Consider the following 16,783-nt stretch of genomic DNA (forward strand, 5'->3'; position numbering starts at 1 on the left):
GACCTCTAAAGCGACGTGCCGAGCCGGCGGCGGCGCGGGAAAGCGATGAGACCGATGCCGTAAAAGCCGGCCCGCATCAGATAGGTGATGGCGATATAGAGGACAGCGACGACCATATACGTTTCCAGCGAGCGGAACGTGTTCGACTGGATGTTGTTGGCGACACCCGTCAGCTCTTCTGCTGATATCTGCGAGGCGATCGAGGTCGACAGCATCATCAGGATGAACTGACTGGAAAGTGCCGGATAGACGCGTTCGATGGCAGGCAGGAGAATGATGTCGCGGTAGATCTGCAGCTTCGACAGGCCAAGCGCTTCGGCTGCCTCGATCTGGCTCGGATGAATGGAATCCATGCCTGCACGCACGATCTCAGCCGTATAGGCGCCGACATTGATGACCATGGCGAAAACGGCAGCTGCGATGATCGGCAGGCGGAAGCCGATCGAGGAAAGCCCGAAGAAAATGAAGAAGATCTGCACGATGAAAGGCGTGTTGCGCACAGTCTCGACATAGACGCTGACGAGGGTGCGGAGCGGGCCGATGTTCGAGCGACGGGCAATGGCGCAAGCAACGCCGATGACAAGACCGATGATGACCGAAAAGACGGTGATCTCGATCGTGACGAGCGCGCCCGACAGGAAATCGCCCCAATAGGGCAAAAGGGCCGCAAAATCGAACTGGTACTGCATGTCCTCCTCCATTCCGGCCGTGTCAACTCCTTTGACGCGACCCCGCTTTCCCGTGGGAAAGCGTCATTTGTCCTCATGGCCGTCGCGTCAGCGCGCCAGCCAGCCTCCGTCGACCGGCAGCACGGTGCCGTGCACGTAGTCGGATGCTGCTGATGCCAGGAACACCGCGGCACCGCCGATATCGCCTGGCTCACCCCAGCGGCCGGCCGGAATGCGGGCAAGGATGCTCGCATTGCGATCTGCATCTTCGCGCAGTGCCGTCGTGTTGTTGGTGACGAAATAGCCGGGCGCGATGGCATTGACGTTCACGCCCTTGCCGGCCCATTCACAGGCAAGTAGCCGCGTCAGTCCCGCAAGACCGCTCTTCGAGGCTGTGTAGGACGGAATGCGGATGCCGCCCTGAAAGGAGAGCAGCGAAGCGATATTGATGATCTTGCCGCGGCCCTGTTCAAGCATATGGCGGGCGGCGGCCTGAGACAGGAAGAAAGCCGTCTTCAGGTTGACGTTCATCACCGCATCCCAATCTTCCTCGGTGAAATCGATCGCATCAGCGCGGCGGATTATGCCGGCGTTGTTGATGAGGATGTCGAGCCTACCAAAACGCTCCAACGCCTCTGCAACGATCGGCTTGGCCGGCTCGATCGTGCCGAGATCGGCCTTGATGACGTGGAATTTCGCACCCGCCTTCGTCACCATCGCTTCCGTCTCATCCATCGACGAGCGGCCGACGGCGACGATCGACGCACCGGCTTGCGCCAATGCAGCGGCGATCCCCTGGCCGATGCCGGTATTGGCACCGGTGACGACGGCGGTTTTTCCCGAGAGGTCGAAAAGAGCCTGCATCGTCATCACCTCAGATCGCCGATGGCGATATGGTCCATGTCGGTGAAGCTCTTGTTGTCGCCGGCCATCGCCCAGATGAAGCTGTAGTTCTTGGTGCCGGCGCCGGAATGGATCGACCAGGGCGGCGAAATGATCGCCTGCTCGTTGGCGACGAGCATATGGCGCGTCTCACGCGGCTCGCCCATGAAATGGAAGACACGCTGGTCGGCATCGAGATCGAAATAGAGATAGGCTTCCATGCGTCGGTCATGCGTGYGGCTCGGCATGGTGTTCCAGATGCTGCCGGTCTCCAGGCTGGTGAAGCCCATGGTGAGCTGGCAGGACTGGCAGACCTCCGGATGGATATACTGGTAGATCGAACGCTTGTTGGCGGTTGCCGCCTCCCCCGGCGTCAGATGCCGCGCCTTGTCGCGCGTCAGAAGCACGGTCGGGTGGCTGGCATGAGCCGGCGTGGAAACCAGGTAGAATTTTGCCGGACTGCCGGCATCCACACTTTCAAAGCGGACATCGACAACGCCCCTGCCGATATAGAGGCAATCATACTTCGCCAGAGCGTAAACCGTGCCGTCGACGATCACGCGGCCCGAACTACCGACATTCAGCACGCCGAGTTCACGTTCAGCCAGAAACGTGTCCTGGCCGATCGCCTTTGGCGCCGTGAGTGCGAGGCCTGTGCCGAGCGGCGCGGCACCGCCGATGACCATACGGTCATAGTGGGAATAGGTAAGCCTGATCTCGTCAGGTGCAAACACCGTCTCGACGAGGAAATGACGCCGTAGCGTGTCCGTATCGAAGCCTCTGACTGCTTCGGGATGGGAGGCGTGTCGTACGTCAATCTGCATTGGAATGATCCTTCTCTCCTCCGGATGCCACCATCTGCGGGGCATCCTCAATGAAATAGGCTGGGTCGAGCATCTCGGCCTTTTCGACTTCGTGCAGCAGCTTGCCGAGATGGAACCCCATGGCGGCCTTGGCCCCTTCCTCGTCGCCGTTGCGCATGCAATCGATGACCGCGGCATGTTCCTCGATGACGCGCGTCAGGCGGCCCTGCTGAGGCAGCGTCAGCAGGCGATAACGGTCACTGTGAACCTTGACCTGCTGGATGATTGCCCAGATGCCTGGAAACCCGGCGATGTTGCTGATGAGCTGGTGGAAATCATTATCGATGACGTGGAAGCTCGCCACATCGCCTTCACGGTGGCAGGCATCCAGATCAGCAAGATTACGCTCCAGTGCCCTGAGGCCGGCCGGCGTCATCTTCTCGACGGCGATCGAAACCGTTGTGTCCTCCAGCGCCTTGCGCACGAGGATTGCCTCATAAAGCGCGCGGCGCGGAATGCGGGAAACGAAAGTGCCGGATTGCGGAAAGACGTCGACCAGGCCGTCATCGGAAAGCCGGATGATCGCCTCACGAATCGGCGTGCGGCTGACACCGAACTGCGCCTCCAACTCCTTCTCGTTCAGGAGTTCCATCGGCTTGCGACGCAGCGAGACGATATCGTCGAGAAGCGCATCATAGACCAGGGTCGCCGCCCGCGGGGCAGCCGCCCGCTGATGCGAAAGCACCGTGACCCCCTGCAGGGAGCGCTTCTTGCGCACGGTTGCGGAGGGCGAATTCATCGCATTCCTTCCAAGAAGCAGATCAGCAATCGCGCGTTTGAAATCATCGGGAACCGCCTCCAATCGGCCTGATGAAAAAAGTAATATATTAGTATCCAACTTCTGGCAAGCGCGTCGATAAGCCGTTTTTGCGATTGTGGAAAACGAGGCCGAGGGGGGAAATACGCCAAGCGTTAAAAGGAAGAGGGTGTGTCGCGATCTGTTCCAGCGATTCTCGCGAACCATCTGCAATAAGTGGATGGTGGTCCGCGTTCTCAGCCGATGGCCCTTCGAATGAAAAGCGCAACCAGGGCGCGACTACGCCACGCCGTCATTCCATCAGCGACGCCGTGTTTAAGACAGCATTGAAAGAAGGTTCTAATGCGCCATTTTCTGGCGCAACCAGAATGGCCGTTGCGGTCCTAAAGCAGGCTCAATGCAAGGGTCGGCGCACGCGGTGCCGCCGGCGCCCGGGTTAAGGACGCACCGCGGACCAGAGGGAACAAGAAAATGAAAGTACTTTTGGCATCCACCATCTTTGCCGCCGGCACGATGCTCGCAAACGGCAGCGTTTTTGCAGCCGATTGCGGTAATGTCACGATTGCGAGCATGAACTGGCAGTCCGCGGAAGTGGCCGCAAGCCTCGACAAGATCATTCTCGAGGAAGGGTATGGCTGCACGGCCGAAATCGTCACCGGCGATACCGTCCCCACGCTGACCTCCATGGCAGAAAAAGGCGAACCGGATATCGCCCCGGAAGCCTGGGTCAGCCTTCAGCCGGAACTGGTCAAGCGTGGCCTTGAAGGCGGCAAGGTCGTCGAAGGCGCCAAGATCCTCTCCGATGGCGCAATCCAGGGCTGGTGGATCCCCAAATACATCGCGGACGCCCATCCCGACGTTAAGACCATCCCCGACCTTCTCAAGCATCCCGAACTCTTCCCGGCACCGGAAGACAAGAGCAAGGGCGCTGTCTTCAACGGCCCGCAGGGCTGGGGCGGCACTGTCGTCACATCTCAGCTCTTCAAGGCCTATGACGCTGAAAAAGCCGGCTTCACGCTTGTCGACACCGGTTCGGCCGCAGGCCTCGATGGCTCGATCGCCAAGGCCTATGAGGGCAAGCAGCCCTGGGTCGGTTATTATTGGGCACCGACCTCCCTGCTCGGCAAATACGAGATGGTCAAGCTCGGCTACGGCACCGAATACGATGCCGCCGAATGGAAGCGTTGCACCTCGGTTGCAGATTGCGCCGATCCCAAGCCGAATGCCTGGCCGGCCGATGACGTGAAGACGCTGATCAGCAAGAGCTTTGCCGATCGCGGCAGCCCGGCCATCGATTACCTGAAGAAGCGTGCCTGGACCAATGACACCGTCAACAAGCTGATCGCCTGGATGACCGACAACCAGGCAACCGGTGAAGACGGCGCGAAATACTTCCTGAAGAACAACGAACCCCTCTGGAAGGATTGGGTCTCCCCGGAAGCCGCCGAAAAGATCAAGGCTTCGCTCTAATCATTCAGACATGACATGGGCAGCCTTGCCGCTGCCCAGACAATCCTTCGGCGCGACGGCCAAAACAACAATCGGCCGCCGCCACTATCTATTTTGGGGAACCGTTATGGATTGGCTCTGGAAATTTCCGACAATGAACGACGACATGCTGCGCGAGCTGAAGAAGAGCGTGGATGAAGGATTTCGCGCCTTCACCCGCGCCTATGGCGACAGTATCGAAGCAGCCTTCAGCCCGTTGCAGAGTTTTCTCATCTGGGCTGAACGGCTGCTGACCGGCACGCCCTGGCCAATCATCCTGCTGGCTTTGGCCGCCATCGCCTGGTTTGCCACCCGCAGCTGGAAGATCGTTATCGGCTGCGTTCTGACGCTTCTGATMATCGGCTATTTCGACATGTGGCAGGACACGATGAAGACGGTGTCGATGATCCTCGTCTGCACTGTGCTGTCCATCGTTATCGGCCTGCCGCTCGGCATCCTGATGTCGCGCTCCAATGCCGTGCAAAGGGTCGTCAATCCGATCCTCGATGTCATGCAGACGATGCCGAGTTTCGTCTATCTTATCCCAGTCGTCATGCTTCTCGGCATCGGTCGCGTGCCCGGCGTCATCGCCGTCGTGATCTACGCCCTTCCCCCGATGATCCGCCTGACCAATCTCGGCATCCGCATGGTGGACGAGAATGTACTGGAGGCGGCAGACGCTTTCGGCTCATCCAGCTGGCAGAAGCTTCGCAACGTCCAGCTGCCGCTGGCGCTGCCGACCATCATGGCCGGCATCAATCAGACGATCATGATGGCGCTCGCCATGGTGGTCATCGCCTCCATGATCGGTGTTCAGGGCCTCGGCCAGCCGGTTCTTAAAGCCATTGCCAACCAGTACTTCACCCTCGGCGTCTTCAACGGTCTGGCAATCGTCGGCATTGCCATCATCTTCGACCGCATCAGCCAGGCCTACGGTCTGCGGCTCCAGAAGCACCGGGAGATCGTGCATGGATAGCAATTCGATCGAGATCCGGAACCTCTTCAAGATCTTCGGCCCGCGCGGCCGCGACTATGTGGAAGCCGTCAGCAAAGGCATGTCGAAGACCGAGCTCAATAAGGAGCATGGTCATGTGCTGGGGTTAAAGGACATCAACATCACTATACCGGKCGGCAGGATCACCGTAATCATGGGCCTTTCCGGTTCCGGCAAGTCTACGCTGATCCGCCATATCAACCGGCTGATCGATCCCACATCGGGGGAAGTCCTCTATGGCAGCGCGGATGTCTGTCGCATGGATGCGCTGCAGCTTCGCGAATTCCGACGCCGGAAGACCGCCATGGTGTTCCAGCGTTTTGGGCTCCTGCCGCACCGCAACGTGCTGCAGAACACCGTTTATGGGCTGGAGATCCAGGGCGTTGCGAAGGCAGAGCGCGAGGAACGGGCGAATGCCTGGATCAAGCGCGTCGGCCTGGAAGGCTTCGCCGAACATTATCCGAACCAGCTCTCGGGCGGCATGCAGCAGCGTGTCGGGCTTGCACGGGCGTTGACCAACGATGCTGAAATCCTGCTGATGGACGAAGCCTATTCAGCACTCGATCCGCTGATCCGCGTCGACATGCAGACCGTCCTCCTCGACCTGCAGAAGGATCTGAAGAAGACGGTCGTCTTCATCACCCACGATCTCGACGAAGCACTGCGGCTCGGGGAGAAAATCGTCATCCTGCGGGACGGCGAGGTCATCCAGCAGGGTTCGGCGGCTGAAATCGTTCTCAATCCCGCCAACGATTACATTGCCGCCTTCGTCAAGGAGGTCAATCGCGGCCGGGTCATCAAGATCGGTGCGGTCGCCAAACAGGCCCCTGCCGAAAGCCGGCTTCAGCTTTCTGAGGACATGGATATCGAGGGAGCGTTGCGAGAAATGTCGCGCACCGACGTCTCCTCTGCCGTTGTCATGTCACCAAGTGGCCAGCAGCTAGGCTGCGTTTCGCTGCAACAGTTGCTGGCGTTGCTTCTTCATCAGATCTGACATTTTTCCGCAATCGAGCGGCATTTGCCCCATGCAAATGCAGCTTGTTCAAACATGGTTAATTTTTTAACTATATTAGCCTTAAGGAAGGAACAGAACGACATACCTGCGTGTTGATAGCTCGCTGTGGAGGGACCCTGACGATGTTCAAATTTTTCTCGATCAAGCCGTCGGCTGACAGCTTTGATGTCGATACCGGCACCTATGCCGACGGCATCACTGAGCGCTACTACCGTGATCTGAGCGGTCGCCAGGAAAACCGCTTCCGTTCGGCCCATGAGCGCGATTACGGCGCAAGCCGCGAAATCGGCGAACTTGCGCCACACGGCGCAGTCGGCAATTAATCGGCTGATTACCTGTTTGCAGGCATCAGGGGCGTAGGGTTTCCTGCGCTTTCCGGCTCAGGCTGCTTGCCAGGACCGTTCGGTTGCGGCCCTTGGCCTTGGCATCCAGAAGGGCGGCATCTGCTCGGCTCACCAGCGTATCGACTGCACCTTCCCCGGGTGACACAGCCACACCGATCGACACCGACACGGCGCCGAGAATCTGACCTGAGTGGGAGAGTGCCGCTGAACTGATCTGTGCACGCAGCATTTCGGCGAATTGGAAGCCGCCCTCTTCGCTGTGGTCAGGCAGTAGTATTGTGAATTCCTCACCGCCGAAACGAAATGCGTAGCCGTATCCGGCAGCGGCATTTCGCAGGATTTGCCCGACATATTGCATGACCAAGTCACCGGCATCGTGGCCGAACTTGTCGTTGAAGCCCTTGAAATGATCGATGTCGATCATCAGGCATACCAACGGCTCATCGGCATCGTCACGGCCGCGCCGGTGCAACGTGTCATCGAGGAAGCGGCGGTTGAAAAGCCCGGTCAACGGATCGCGCACCGCAAGATCGGTCAGCTTCTCGCGAAGCTGCAGGTTGGCGACCGCCAGTCCGACATTCTCGGCAATCAACTCAAGATAGAGGCGGGCATTTTCCAGCACCGGCACCCGCCCGTCGCGTTCCTCGAGATAGAGAAGGCCAATCATATCGCCCTGCGCGGTCAGCGGAAAACAGGAGGCCGTAACACCGCTGCCTTCGACATGAAGGCAGGTCACATCGCCATCGCCGATGCCGCTCATATGGGGGCGGCCGCGCCGCAGACCCCAGCAGGCATTGGCCGAAAAGGCCGCCTGCGCATTGACAGGCTCCAGCCACGTGCCGGCCTGCGCGAGAGAGGACTTGTCCTCGTTCAGCGTATAAAGACTTCCGGCAATGCCCGGAAAGATCTGCGGCGCAAAGCGCGCGACGACATCGGCCAGTTCATGCTGATTCTCACAGGCCTGAAGGCGATGCATCATCTGCAGGATGAGATCCTTGGTGTGCTGGTCCGCCCGCCGCTCGGCATCCAGACGCTCGCGTTCAAGGCCGTTCTCGCGAAAAATCTGGATGGCCTCGTTCATCTCGCCGATTTCGTCGTGGCGGCGATCGTCAGGAACCTCGACGGCATAGTCCTGCTTGGCCAACCGGGTGACGATGCCCGTCATGCGCACGAGGGGCATGGCCACGCGACGCCGCAGGATAAAGTAGAGTACGGCGAGGAAGAGCAGCCCGGTGATGCCCAGCATGATCTTTGCGACAAGGCTCCATTGGTCACTGCGCCGGCGCGCATCGTCGAGTGCCGCGCCGGTGCGTGTCGCCGTGATATCGCGCAAACGCCCAGCCGATTCCACCAGAGCCGTCTGCAACCGCTCGTGCTCCGGTCCAAAAAGCGCCTGCTGTGCTGCCTGCCGATCTCCTTTCTGATAGGCATCGACAGCGGCGGCTTCCACAGCGTCAAGCGCCTCGGCCTGTTTGTCTATGTCCTCGATAATATTCCGCTCTACGGCAGATATATCCCTCGCCGCGATCTGCTCGGCGGCTGTTTCGCGCTGCCGCTCTGTTTCCTCGTCCGCCTTGAATGCAATAAGGTGGCGCTGTTCGCCCCGCATGACATAGAGCCGTGCTTCATCGCTTGAGAATTCCGCACCCATCTGAAGCTGTTCGGCAAGTGTGTCGAGCGCGAGATGCTCCTCAACCGCACGCCTTTCGTCTTCGGCACTACGTGACGACATGATAAAGGCCACAGCCGAAAGCGCCGTAAGGATCACGGTTATGCCGTAGGCCCAGTTGGTGATGGTGCTTATTCTCATGAGGCCATGATAGCGAAATCGGAGTGAAGGAGAATTAAAGAAACTTCTAACACAGCGTTGTTGCGCTATGCGTTTTGGAAAAAAGCAGAAAGTCTGGATCGAAAATACCCGCCGATACGCGAGGTGGCGTCAGAACCCTTGGCAATCACGGTCCTGTCACGTCAACAAAGAATGACTGCAGTCATTGCTTTTTGTGCAGCTGATCGGGCCTGTGCGCAGCCCTTTTGCCGGATTTTTCGCTCTCCACGATATATTGCGGATCGGACTTCGAGGCTTTCACCTCATGCTCTCTGATCTTGGTCCGCGTCGTCTGCTTTTTGACAATTTTGCCGGCGGTTTCTCCCTGGCTCGTATTCCACGACACCTTGTTACCTGTCTTGAGATCCTTGCTCATTGTGTCTCCTTCCAACACTCGGCGGCTACAGCGGCAATTTGCTAAGGCCGCCATTCCTGATCATTCCGGATATCCAGTTCACGATCCAGATAATAGGCGGCGCTGATGAGCGCGAGATGGGTGAACGCCTGCGGAAAATTCCCTGAAAGCTCCGATCTCATGTCAAATTCCTCGGCATAGAGACCGACATGGTTCGCGTGGTTCAATACCGCCTCGAAGACGCGGCGGGCTTTCTTGAGATCGCCCGCCCTGGCAAGGCATTCCGCATACCAGAAGGAGCAGGCAGAGAAGGCCCCTTCCCGGCCGCCCAGCCCATCGGCGCTCTTGTAGCGATAGACAACGCCATCATCCGCTAGTTCCCTGCCGATTGCATGGAGCGTCGCGAGCCATTGTGGATCGGTCGCACTGACAAATCGCACAAGCGGCATCAAGAGCAGTGACGCATCCAGACTGTCGCCGTGCTTCGTCTGCACGAAATGGCCCTTCTCGCTGTTCCAGAAATTTTGCCATATATCATCGTGAATATCGTTGCGGGTTTCGAGCCATCGGGCAAAGGGGGCGGCAAGGGAACGCTTGTTTGCCAGCCGCAGCGCCCGGTCGACCGCCACCCAGCACATCAGGCGCGAATGCAGGAAATATTGCGGCGCCCGCCGCATTTCCCAGATCCCGGCATCCGCGTCCTGCCAATGCTCGCAAACGTAATCGATCACCTCACACACGCCCTGCCACGCCTTATGCGAAATGGCATGTCCATATTTGTTGCTGAGATAGATCGAGTCCATCAGCTCGCCGTAGATGTCGAGCTGAAACTGCTCCGAGGCCTTGTTGCCAACGCGAACCGGACGCGCTCCGCCATAGCCACTGAGATGGTCGAGGACAACTTCGTCGGGCACATCGCCACCATCGAGGGCATACATGATATCCAGTCGTCCGCCGTAGTCGCAGTTGGACGCACGTTTTCCGATCCATGCATTGAAAGCCTCGGCCTCCTTCCGATAACCAAGACGCATCAGCGCATAAACACTAAAAGACGCATCTCTGATCCAGGTGGCGCGATAGTCCCAGTTGCGCGTGCCACCCGGAGCCTCCGGCAGCCCGAAGGTTCCGGCGGCGATGATCGAGCCATGCCGACGGGAGGTGAGCAGCTTCAAGGCCAAGGCGGCCCGGTTGACCATCTCGCGCCAGCGCCCACGATAGGTGGATTGCCCGGCCCAATTCTGCCAATAATCGATCGTGCCATCTTCGAGGGCCTGAATGTCGCACGATTCCACCGGATCGCTATCGACAGCGGCAAGCACGAAATCTGCCGTCTCGCCGGCCTTGAGCCGGATATCCGGCGAGATGACATCGTGTCCGTCCTGCATCAGCGCAACATTAGAGCTTATGCGGAAGCCCGCCGCCGACGGCGAGCGCCAAGTCGCGCAATTGCCCACGATCTCCGGTCGGACCGATTCCATCGCATAGTTGAAACGCGGCGCACAACGCATCCTGACAGCAACGTCGCCGCGCGTAGCGCGTATACGCCTGACAACCGTTGTCGGCCCGTCGGGATCAGCATCCTTGACCACCATGAAATCGGTGATCTCGGCGCTCAGCCCGACGCCCATCCACCGCGTCAGCAAGACATTCGTGTCGGGCAGATATTGCTGCGTGACGCGGGCGTCGGGGATATCAGGATAAAGCTCAAAAACGCCGCCGCGTTCCGGATCCAGCAGCGCAGCAAAAATCGATGGGCTGTCGAAATTCGGCCAGCACAGAAAATCGACCGCGCCATCCTTCGCCACCAGAGCGATCGTCGCGAGATCGCCAATCACCCCGTGATCGCCGACCAATCTTGGTATGCTGCGATCGTCATCTCGCGCGCCCGAGACATGCAAACTTCTGGTCGATGCTTTGGAATCCATGATCTCTTCCACCCGCTGTGTTCCGACAACGCATCGGCATTGGGTTGGTTTCAGGCCGAAAGGATCGTGATTGACTGCCGACGGGCGCGCGCCTTGGGTCAGGAAGAGTTTTACTTGGAGGTTGATGGCGGTTGCCAGCCGCAATAGCGAAAGAATTGAGCGCTCAATACTAAACGCCGGACGTCTGGACGCAGCGTTTCCGCCGCGTCCAGACAGAGCTTCAATCAGACGAGATCGAAACGATCTGCGTTCATGACCTTGGTCCATGCCGCGACGAAGTCCTTGACGAACTTCGCCTTGGCGTCCGACTGGCCGTAGACTTCGGCGAGGGCGCGAAGCTGCGAGTGGGAACCGAAGACCAGGTCGACGCGGGTGCCGGTCCACTTGACTTCGTTCGTCTTGCGGTCGCGTCCTTCGTAAACGCCTTCCTTACCTGCAACGGGAGCCCAAACCGTGCCCATGTCGAGCAGGTTGACGAAGAAATCGTTCGTCAGCGCTTCCGGACGCGAGGTGAAGACGCCGTGCTCCGGCTTGCCGGCCTTCAGCACACGCAGACCGCCGACGAGAACCGTCATCTCAGGTGCGGTCAGCGTCAGCAGTTGTGCGCGGTCGACGAGCGCTTCTTCCGGCTTCATAAACTGCAGGCGCTTGCTGTTCACATAGTTGCGGAAACCGTCGATGCGCGGCTCCAGAGCTGCGAAGGATGCAACGTCGGTCTGCTCCAGCGAGGCATCCGCGCGGCCCGGCGTGAACGGCACGACGACGTCGTGCCCCCCTGCTCTTGCGGCCTTCTCGACGCCTGCTGCGCCGGCCAGGACGATCAGGTCGGCAAGGGAGATCTTCTTGCCGCCGGTCTGGGCGGCATTGAAGGCCTTCTGGATGCCTTCGAGGACGCCCAGAACCTTGGCGAGCTGCGCCGGTTCGTTGACCTCCCAATCCTTCTGCGGAGCAAGACGGATGCGTGCGCCATTGGCGCCGCCGCGCTTGTCGGAGCCGCGGAAGCTCGAGGCGGAGGCCCAGGCGGTCGAGACCAGCTCCTGTACCGACAGGCCCGAGGCAACGACCTTGACCTTCAGCTCGGCAATATCGGCGTCATCGACAACAGGGTGATCGACGGCCGGAATGACGTCCTGCCAGATCAGGTCTTCGGCCGGCACTTCCGGGCCAAGGTAGCGGACCTTCGGACCCATGTCGCGGTGGGTCAGCTTAAACCAGGCGCGGGCAAAGGCGTCGGCGAACTGGTCCGGGTTTTCCAGAAAACGGCGTGAGATCTTCTCGTAGATCGGATCGACACGCAGCGCCAGATCGCTGGTCAGCATGGTCGGCAGTTGCTTTTTCGAGGGGTCGAAGGCATCCGGAATGGAAGCCTCGGCATTTTTCGCCACCCACTGCTTGGCACCGCCAGGGCTCGTGGTCAGCTCCCATTCGAAACCGAAGAGGTTTTCGAAAAAGTAGTTGCTCCACTGGGTCGGCGTTTGGGTCCAAGTGACTTCCAGGCCGCTGCCGATGGCATCGCGACCGACGCCGCTGTTGAATTTGCTCGTCCAGCCAAGGCCCTGGGCCTCGAGCTCGCCACCTTCAGGATCGACGCCGACAAACGACGGATCGCCGGCACCATGGGTCTTGCCGAAAGTGTGGCCACCGGCAATCAGCGCCACGGTCTCTTCGTCATTCATCGCCATGCGCGCGAAGGTCTCGCGGATGTCGCGAGCGGATGCAAGCGCATCGGGAGTGCCGTTCGGGCCTTCCGGGTTGACATAGATGAGGCCCATCTGCACGGCGCCAAGTGGCTCTGCCAGTTCGCGTTCGCCGCTATAGCGCTCGTCGCCGAGCCAGGTGCCTTCCGGACCCCAGTAAAGCTCTTCCGGCTCCCAGACGTCGGCGCGACCGCCGGCAAAACCGAAGGTCTTGAAGCCCATGGATTCGAGCGCGACGTTGCCAGTCAGGATGAGCAGGTCGGCCCATGAAATGCTGTTGCCGTATTTCTGCTTGATCGGCCAAAGAAGGCGGCGGGCCTTGTCGAGGTTGACGTTGTCAGGCCAGCTGTTGAGCGGCGCAAAACGCTGCTGGCCCTGACCGGCGCCGCYGCGGCCGTCGGTAATGCGATAGGTGCCGGCGCTGTGCCAGGCCATGCGGATGAACAGGCCGCCGTAATGGCCGAAGTCCGCCGGCCACCAGTCCTGCGAATCCGTCATCAACGCATGGAGATCCGCCTTCACTGCTTCGAGATCGAGCTTCTTGAACTCTTCGGCATAGTCGAAATCCTTGCCCATCGGGTCGGAAAGACCGGAATGATGGTGAAGCATCTGCAGGTCGAGATGGTTCGGCCACCAGTCGCGGTTCCCTCTGCTGCGGTGAGCCGTATGGTCGACGGGACATTTGCCCGCGCTGTCAGGTTTCTGGTCCATAGTTTTCTCCTGTTGCTTCCCTGTGGCTGCCGCTTCAGGGCAGCCTGTGCGTCTAAACCATTCGGCTTGGCTGCCTGCCCGACTGCGTTCCAACCCCGTACGGGTCAGCAGCAGGATCGCTGCGCATCCTCCCCTTCGTTCCTTCTTATCGGAAGCCCATCATAAATTTAAGTTGGATTTACTGATGGCTGCGATAAGCTGAAATTATGACCAACCTTACACTCAAACAGCTTCGCTATTTTGAAGCCCTGGCGCGCCATGGCCGTTTCCGGCACGCCGCCGATGCATGTGCGATTTCGCAGCCCGCTCTGTCCATGCAGATCAAGGAGCTTGAGGAACAATTGGGGGGCAACCTCTTCGAAAGGGGCGCCAAAGAAGTAAAACTCACCGCCTTCGGGCAACTGCTTGCGCTCCGCGTCCGCGACATTCTTCGCGCCGTGGACGAGCTCGCGGATCTTGCCCGTGCTTCGCAGGACAAGCTGCTGACGCGGCTCAGAATCGGAATCATTCCAACCATCGCACCCTATTTACTGCCAACCATCATCAGAGATCTGAACAGGACCTTCGACAGCATTGAAATACAGGTCCGCGAGACGCTGACAGCTAGGCTGGTTCACGAGGTGGCGCRAGGCGAACTGGATCTGGCAGTGGTCGCCCTGCCGGTATCGCAGCCATCCCTCACCGAGATCAAATTGTTTGAAGAGGAATTCGTGTTGGTCCGGCACCGCGAAGACGAAGGCAAGCCGGTGCCGGAACCCGAGGCCCTGCGCGAAATGCGCCTACTTCTGCTTGAGGAAGGGCACTGCTTTCGCGATCAGGCCCTGTCATTTTGCGGCATAGAATCGACACGCCCTCGGGAAATCATGGAGGGCAGTTCTCTTTCGACGCTGGTGCAGATGGTCAGCGCCGGCATTGGTGTAACCCTGATCCCCGAAATGGCGGTACCGGTTGAGACGCGCTCGGCGGATGTCTCCATCTCCCGGTTCCGCACGCCCCGCCCCCTGCGAACGATCGGAATCATCTGGCGCAATTCGACGCCTCTGGCCAAACAACTGCTCCAGATTTCCGAGGTCATCCGGCATTCGGCAGGAAGCCAGCGCCGTCAGATCTCGGCGGAGTAGCCGATCCTGCACCTGCCGATTTCATGACTGGTTTTTACTGCCCCACTGGCCAGCTTGCCGGCTGCGCTCTAGCTTCCCGCACGAAACGATCGGCAGCAATCCGGCTTATGGGAGCCATCCCGGTGTAAATCGGCTTCCATCTCAAGAATAGAGGCGCTGATCCGTGACAAGGGGAGCATGGAATTGGATTTGATCGACCTGATGCCGATCACGCCGAACTGGGTGGACATCGCAATCCGTCTGACGGCAACGATCATCGCCGGCGCATTCATCGGCCTCGACAGGGAGCGAGGGGGCCACGTCGCGGGATTGCGCACGACCATCCTCGTCGGACTGGCGGCCTGTCTCTCGATGATCCAGGCAAATATCCTGTTGGCGACGAGCCAGAGCGCCAACGGGTCGATGGACATATTGCGGTTCCCGCTCGGCGTACTCACAGGCGTGGGTTTTATCGGCGGCGGGGCGATCCTGAAAAGGGGCGACATCACAACCGGCGTAACCACGGCGGCCACGCTGTGGCTGATCACGGCAATCGGCCTGTGCTTCGGCGGTGGACAGATCGTGGTCGGTGCCATCGTAACAATTCTCGCGGTCCTGATCCTTTCCCCGCTGAAACAGGTAGACCGGTGGATATCCGGTCAACAGAACGGCATGGTCGCAATCAAACTCCCGGTTGACGCCGAGATCCCGAACCTGAAGACAACGGCTCTCGAGCTCTCCGAAGCAACCTTTACAGGGCTCACCGATAGCAATGACGGGCATCGCGAGTTGATCTACGAGATCAGGTGGAAATCCGTTGGAGGTGTTCCAGGCGCAGATCAAATAGCCGCATCATTGGAAAAGAACTTTCGCGTCACGCGTTTCGAGCATCGCGCCACCGTGACATAAAACCAAAGGCTTCAAGCGTCCTTCACAGCGAGTGACCGTCCTGATGCTCTCATATAGGGCACGTGAGGTGCTTGAAAGCACGATCTCACGTCCAGATGAAATCGATCGATCAATTAGCCAAACGATCGTTTAGTTGACGAAATAAAGAGATGACGGAAGGCTGGGGCAACGAATGGAGATGACCATGCCGCTTCTTGTTGAGAACAACAGCCGGATGCAGCGCTATGAACTGCCGATCAACACTAATGCAATGGCCATGGCCTACTACAGGATGGCGGGCGACAAGATCGTCCTTACCCACACCGAAGTTCCGTTCGAATATTCCGGCGCTGGAATCGGAACCAAGCTCGCTGACGGCGTCTTCGCGCAGATCAGGAAAAACGGCCAGAAGGTCGTTCCGCAATGCGAGTTCATGGCGGCCTATGCCGCAAAACACCCCGAATATAACGACCTGATCACCGGCTGATATTTTCGCCTCTTGCCGCTACAAGACGTGAGGAGCAGCCACAGCGGGTCAATTTTGCCGCGGCCGCACTCTCATGCGGCCGCGATATCTGTCGACCGGTTTCTACTCCAGTCCGGCCTTGTCCAGGCCGTAAAGCTTGTCCGCCGAACCCGGCACGGCCTTGACCGCAACGCTGATCCGGTTCCATGCGTTGATGGCCATGATCTGGAACGTCAGGTCGGAAACTTCCTTCTCGGAAAGTTGACCGCGGACCTTCTCGTAGAGTTCGTCCGCAACGCCGGTGTCGGAGAGCTTGGTGACCGCCTCCGTCCAGGCAAGCGCGGCACGCTCGCGCGGGCTGAACAGCGTCGATTCACGCCAGGCGGCAACGTGATAGAGACGGAGCTCGCGTTCACCGTGGATCTTTGCCGCCTTGGAATGCATGTCCACGCAGAAGCTGCAGCCATTGATCTGAGACGCGCGGATTTCGACCAAATCCCTGATCGTCTTCTCGATGGAGCTCTCATTCAGCTCCATGGTGAAGGCGGTGAGCTTTTTTACGAGTTCCGGCGAAAGTTGGGCGTAATTCAGTCTTTGCGTCATGTCATCCTCGTCTTTCGAGATTGCTGATTTGGGGAGCCGACCGCCAAGGCAAGCGCCTGCATACGGTCATGAAATGAGTACCAAGCACCGGAAAAAGCGGTAGCTAAACATCGGTTGGGGGATGGGCCGAGCGTGACGGCACCATTTACTTCACGTGGCCTGCCGGCAATGCAGCGGACACAGGCAAGTAGGCGGCAAA

The 16,783-nt window shown here is 59.2% G+C and carries 16 protein-coding genes; 7 read left to right on the top strand and 9 right to left on the bottom strand.

Annotated features, from left to right (window positions below):
• Positions 1-5: 5 nt before the first annotated feature.
• The 4 genes from AC1D35_RS04850 to AC1D35_RS04865 form a co-directional block, all read right to left on the bottom strand.
• Positions 6-689, bottom strand: coding sequence for an amino acid ABC transporter permease (locus tag AC1D35_RS04850; RefSeq protein ID WP_113301775.1), 684 nt, complete (start codon positions 687-689; stop codon positions 6-8).
• Positions 690-776: 87 nt separating this feature from the next.
• Positions 777-1,532, bottom strand: a complete 756-nt coding sequence (gene kduD, locus AC1D35_RS04855; RefSeq protein ID WP_477938277.1) for a 2-dehydro-3-deoxy-D-gluconate 5-dehydrogenase KduD — start codon at positions 1,530-1,532, stop codon at positions 777-779.
• 5 nt (positions 1,533-1,537) lie between these two features.
• On the bottom strand, positions 1,538-2,374 hold the full coding sequence (gene kduI, locus AC1D35_RS04860) for a 5-dehydro-4-deoxy-D-glucuronate isomerase (RefSeq protein ID WP_477938278.1): 837 nt from the start codon (positions 2,372-2,374) through the stop codon (positions 1,538-1,540).
• Positions 2,364-3,152 carry a GntR family transcriptional regulator gene (locus tag AC1D35_RS04865; protein WP_477938279.1) on the bottom strand — a complete coding sequence of 263 codons (789 nt, stop codon included), beginning with the start codon at positions 3,150-3,152 and terminating at the stop codon, positions 2,364-2,366. The genes kduI and AC1D35_RS04865 overlap by 11 nt, the downstream gene beginning before the upstream one ends.
• Positions 3,153-3,641: 489 nt before the next feature.
• Between AC1D35_RS04865 and AC1D35_RS04870 the strand changes: the two genes are divergently transcribed.
• The 4 genes from AC1D35_RS04870 to AC1D35_RS04885 all read left to right on the top strand — a co-directional run bounded on the left by AC1D35_RS04870 (position 3,642) and on the right by AC1D35_RS04885 (position 6,990).
• On the top strand, positions 3,642-4,640 hold the full coding sequence (locus tag AC1D35_RS04870; RefSeq protein ID WP_477938280.1) for an ABC transporter substrate-binding protein: 999 nt from the start codon (positions 3,642-3,644) through the stop codon (positions 4,638-4,640).
• A 106-nt stretch (positions 4,641-4,746) separates the two neighbouring features.
• A complete protein-coding gene (locus tag AC1D35_RS04875) occupies positions 4,747-5,634 on the top strand; it encodes an ABC transporter permease (protein WP_477854945.1) in 888 nt (295 codons plus the stop codon).
• Positions 5,627-6,646, top strand: a complete 1,020-nt coding sequence (locus AC1D35_RS04880; protein WP_477938281.1) for a quaternary amine ABC transporter ATP-binding protein — start codon at positions 5,627-5,629, stop codon at positions 6,644-6,646. Before AC1D35_RS04875 ends, AC1D35_RS04880 begins: the two co-directional genes overlap by 8 nt.
• A gap of 143 nt (positions 6,647-6,789) precedes the next feature.
• Positions 6,790-6,990 (top strand): hypothetical protein, encoded by a 201-nt coding sequence (locus tag AC1D35_RS04885; protein WP_113307105.1) that lies wholly within the window; start codon positions 6,790-6,792, stop codon positions 6,988-6,990.
• A gap of 25 nt (positions 6,991-7,015) precedes the next feature.
• Here the strand turns inward: AC1D35_RS04885 and AC1D35_RS04890 are convergent, their stop codons facing one another.
• The 4 genes from AC1D35_RS04890 to katG form a co-directional block, all read right to left on the bottom strand.
• Positions 7,016-8,821: a diguanylate cyclase gene (locus AC1D35_RS04890; RefSeq protein ID WP_477938282.1), complete on the bottom strand. Its 1,806-nt coding sequence runs from the start codon at positions 8,819-8,821 to the stop codon at positions 7,016-7,018.
• Positions 8,822-9,002: 181 nt separating this feature from the next.
• Positions 9,003-9,215: a hypervirulence associated TUDOR domain-containing protein gene (locus AC1D35_RS04895; RefSeq protein WP_477938283.1), complete on the bottom strand. Its 213-nt coding sequence runs from the start codon at positions 9,213-9,215 to the stop codon at positions 9,003-9,005.
• Positions 9,216-9,256: 41 nt separating this feature from the next.
• Positions 9,257-11,119, bottom strand: a complete 1,863-nt coding sequence (locus AC1D35_RS04900) for a glycoside hydrolase family 15 protein (protein ID WP_477938284.1) — start codon at positions 11,117-11,119, stop codon at positions 9,257-9,259.
• Between the two features lie 224 nt (positions 11,120-11,343).
• Complete coding sequence (gene katG / locus AC1D35_RS04905; protein WP_477938285.1) at positions 11,344-13,527, bottom strand: catalase/peroxidase HPI; 2,184 nt, start codon at positions 13,525-13,527, stop codon at positions 11,344-11,346.
• A 206-nt stretch (positions 13,528-13,733) separates the two neighbouring features.
• On the opposite strand from katG, the gene AC1D35_RS04910 reads away from it, so the two are divergent.
• From AC1D35_RS04910 to AC1D35_RS04920, 3 genes are all read left to right on the top strand, one after another.
• Positions 13,734-14,648: a hydrogen peroxide-inducible genes activator gene (locus AC1D35_RS04910; protein ID WP_477938286.1), complete on the top strand. Its 915-nt coding sequence runs from the start codon at positions 13,734-13,736 to the stop codon at positions 14,646-14,648.
• A 177-nt stretch (positions 14,649-14,825) separates the two neighbouring features.
• Positions 14,826-15,536 (top strand): MgtC/SapB family protein, encoded by a 711-nt coding sequence (locus AC1D35_RS04915; protein WP_477938287.1) that lies wholly within the window; start codon positions 14,826-14,828, stop codon positions 15,534-15,536.
• 184 nt (positions 15,537-15,720) lie between these two features.
• Positions 15,721-16,002 (top strand): GNAT family N-acetyltransferase, encoded by a 282-nt coding sequence (locus tag AC1D35_RS04920; protein ID WP_477854516.1) that lies wholly within the window; start codon positions 15,721-15,723, stop codon positions 16,000-16,002.
• A gap of 102 nt (positions 16,003-16,104) precedes the next feature.
• Here AC1D35_RS04920 and AC1D35_RS04925 read toward each other — a convergent pair whose 3' ends face one another.
• The gene (locus AC1D35_RS04925; protein ID WP_113301726.1) at positions 16,105-16,584 is read right to left on the bottom strand and encodes a carboxymuconolactone decarboxylase family protein; all 480 of its coding nucleotides are present in this window, start codon (positions 16,582-16,584) and stop codon (positions 16,105-16,107) included.
• Positions 16,585-16,783 lie beyond the last annotated feature (199 nt).

It is taken from the genome of Rhizobium sp. P1_E6, from assembly GCF_056405875.1.

Coding starts and splice junctions, on each gene's coding strand:
- AC1D35_RS04850 (WP_113301775.1), bottom strand. CDS start 689: ATGCAGTACCAGTTCGATTTTGCGGCCCTTTTGCCCTATTGGGGCGAT.
- kduD (WP_477938277.1), bottom strand. CDS start 1,532: ATGCAGGCTCTTTTCGACCTCTCGGGAAAAACCGCCGTCGTCACCGGT.
- AC1D35_RS04865 (WP_477938279.1), bottom strand. CDS start 3,152: ATGAATTCGCCCTCCGCAACCGTGCGCAAGAAGCGCTCCCTGCAGGGG.
- AC1D35_RS04870 (WP_477938280.1), top strand. CDS start 3,642: ATGAAAGTACTTTTGGCATCCACCATCTTTGCCGCCGGCACGATGCTC.
- AC1D35_RS04885 (WP_113307105.1), top strand. CDS start 6,790: ATGTTCAAATTTTTCTCGATCAAGCCGTCGGCTGACAGCTTTGATGTC.
- AC1D35_RS04890 (WP_477938282.1), bottom strand. CDS start 8,821: ATGAGAATAAGCACCATCACCAACTGGGCCTACGGCATAACCGTGATC.
- AC1D35_RS04895 (WP_477938283.1), bottom strand. CDS start 9,215: ATGAGCAAGGATCTCAAGACAGGTAACAAGGTGTCGTGGAATACGAGC.
- AC1D35_RS04900 (WP_477938284.1), bottom strand. CDS start 11,119: ATGGATTCCAAAGCATCGACCAGAAGTTTGCATGTCTCGGGCGCGCGA.
- AC1D35_RS04915 (WP_477938287.1), top strand. CDS start 14,826: ATGGAATTGGATTTGATCGACCTGATGCCGATCACGCCGAACTGGGTG.
- AC1D35_RS04920 (WP_477854516.1), top strand. CDS start 15,721: ATGCCGCTTCTTGTTGAGAACAACAGCCGGATGCAGCGCTATGAACTG.
- AC1D35_RS04925 (WP_113301726.1), bottom strand. CDS start 16,584: ATGACGCAAAGACTGAATTACGCCCAACTTTCGCCGGAACTCGTAAAA.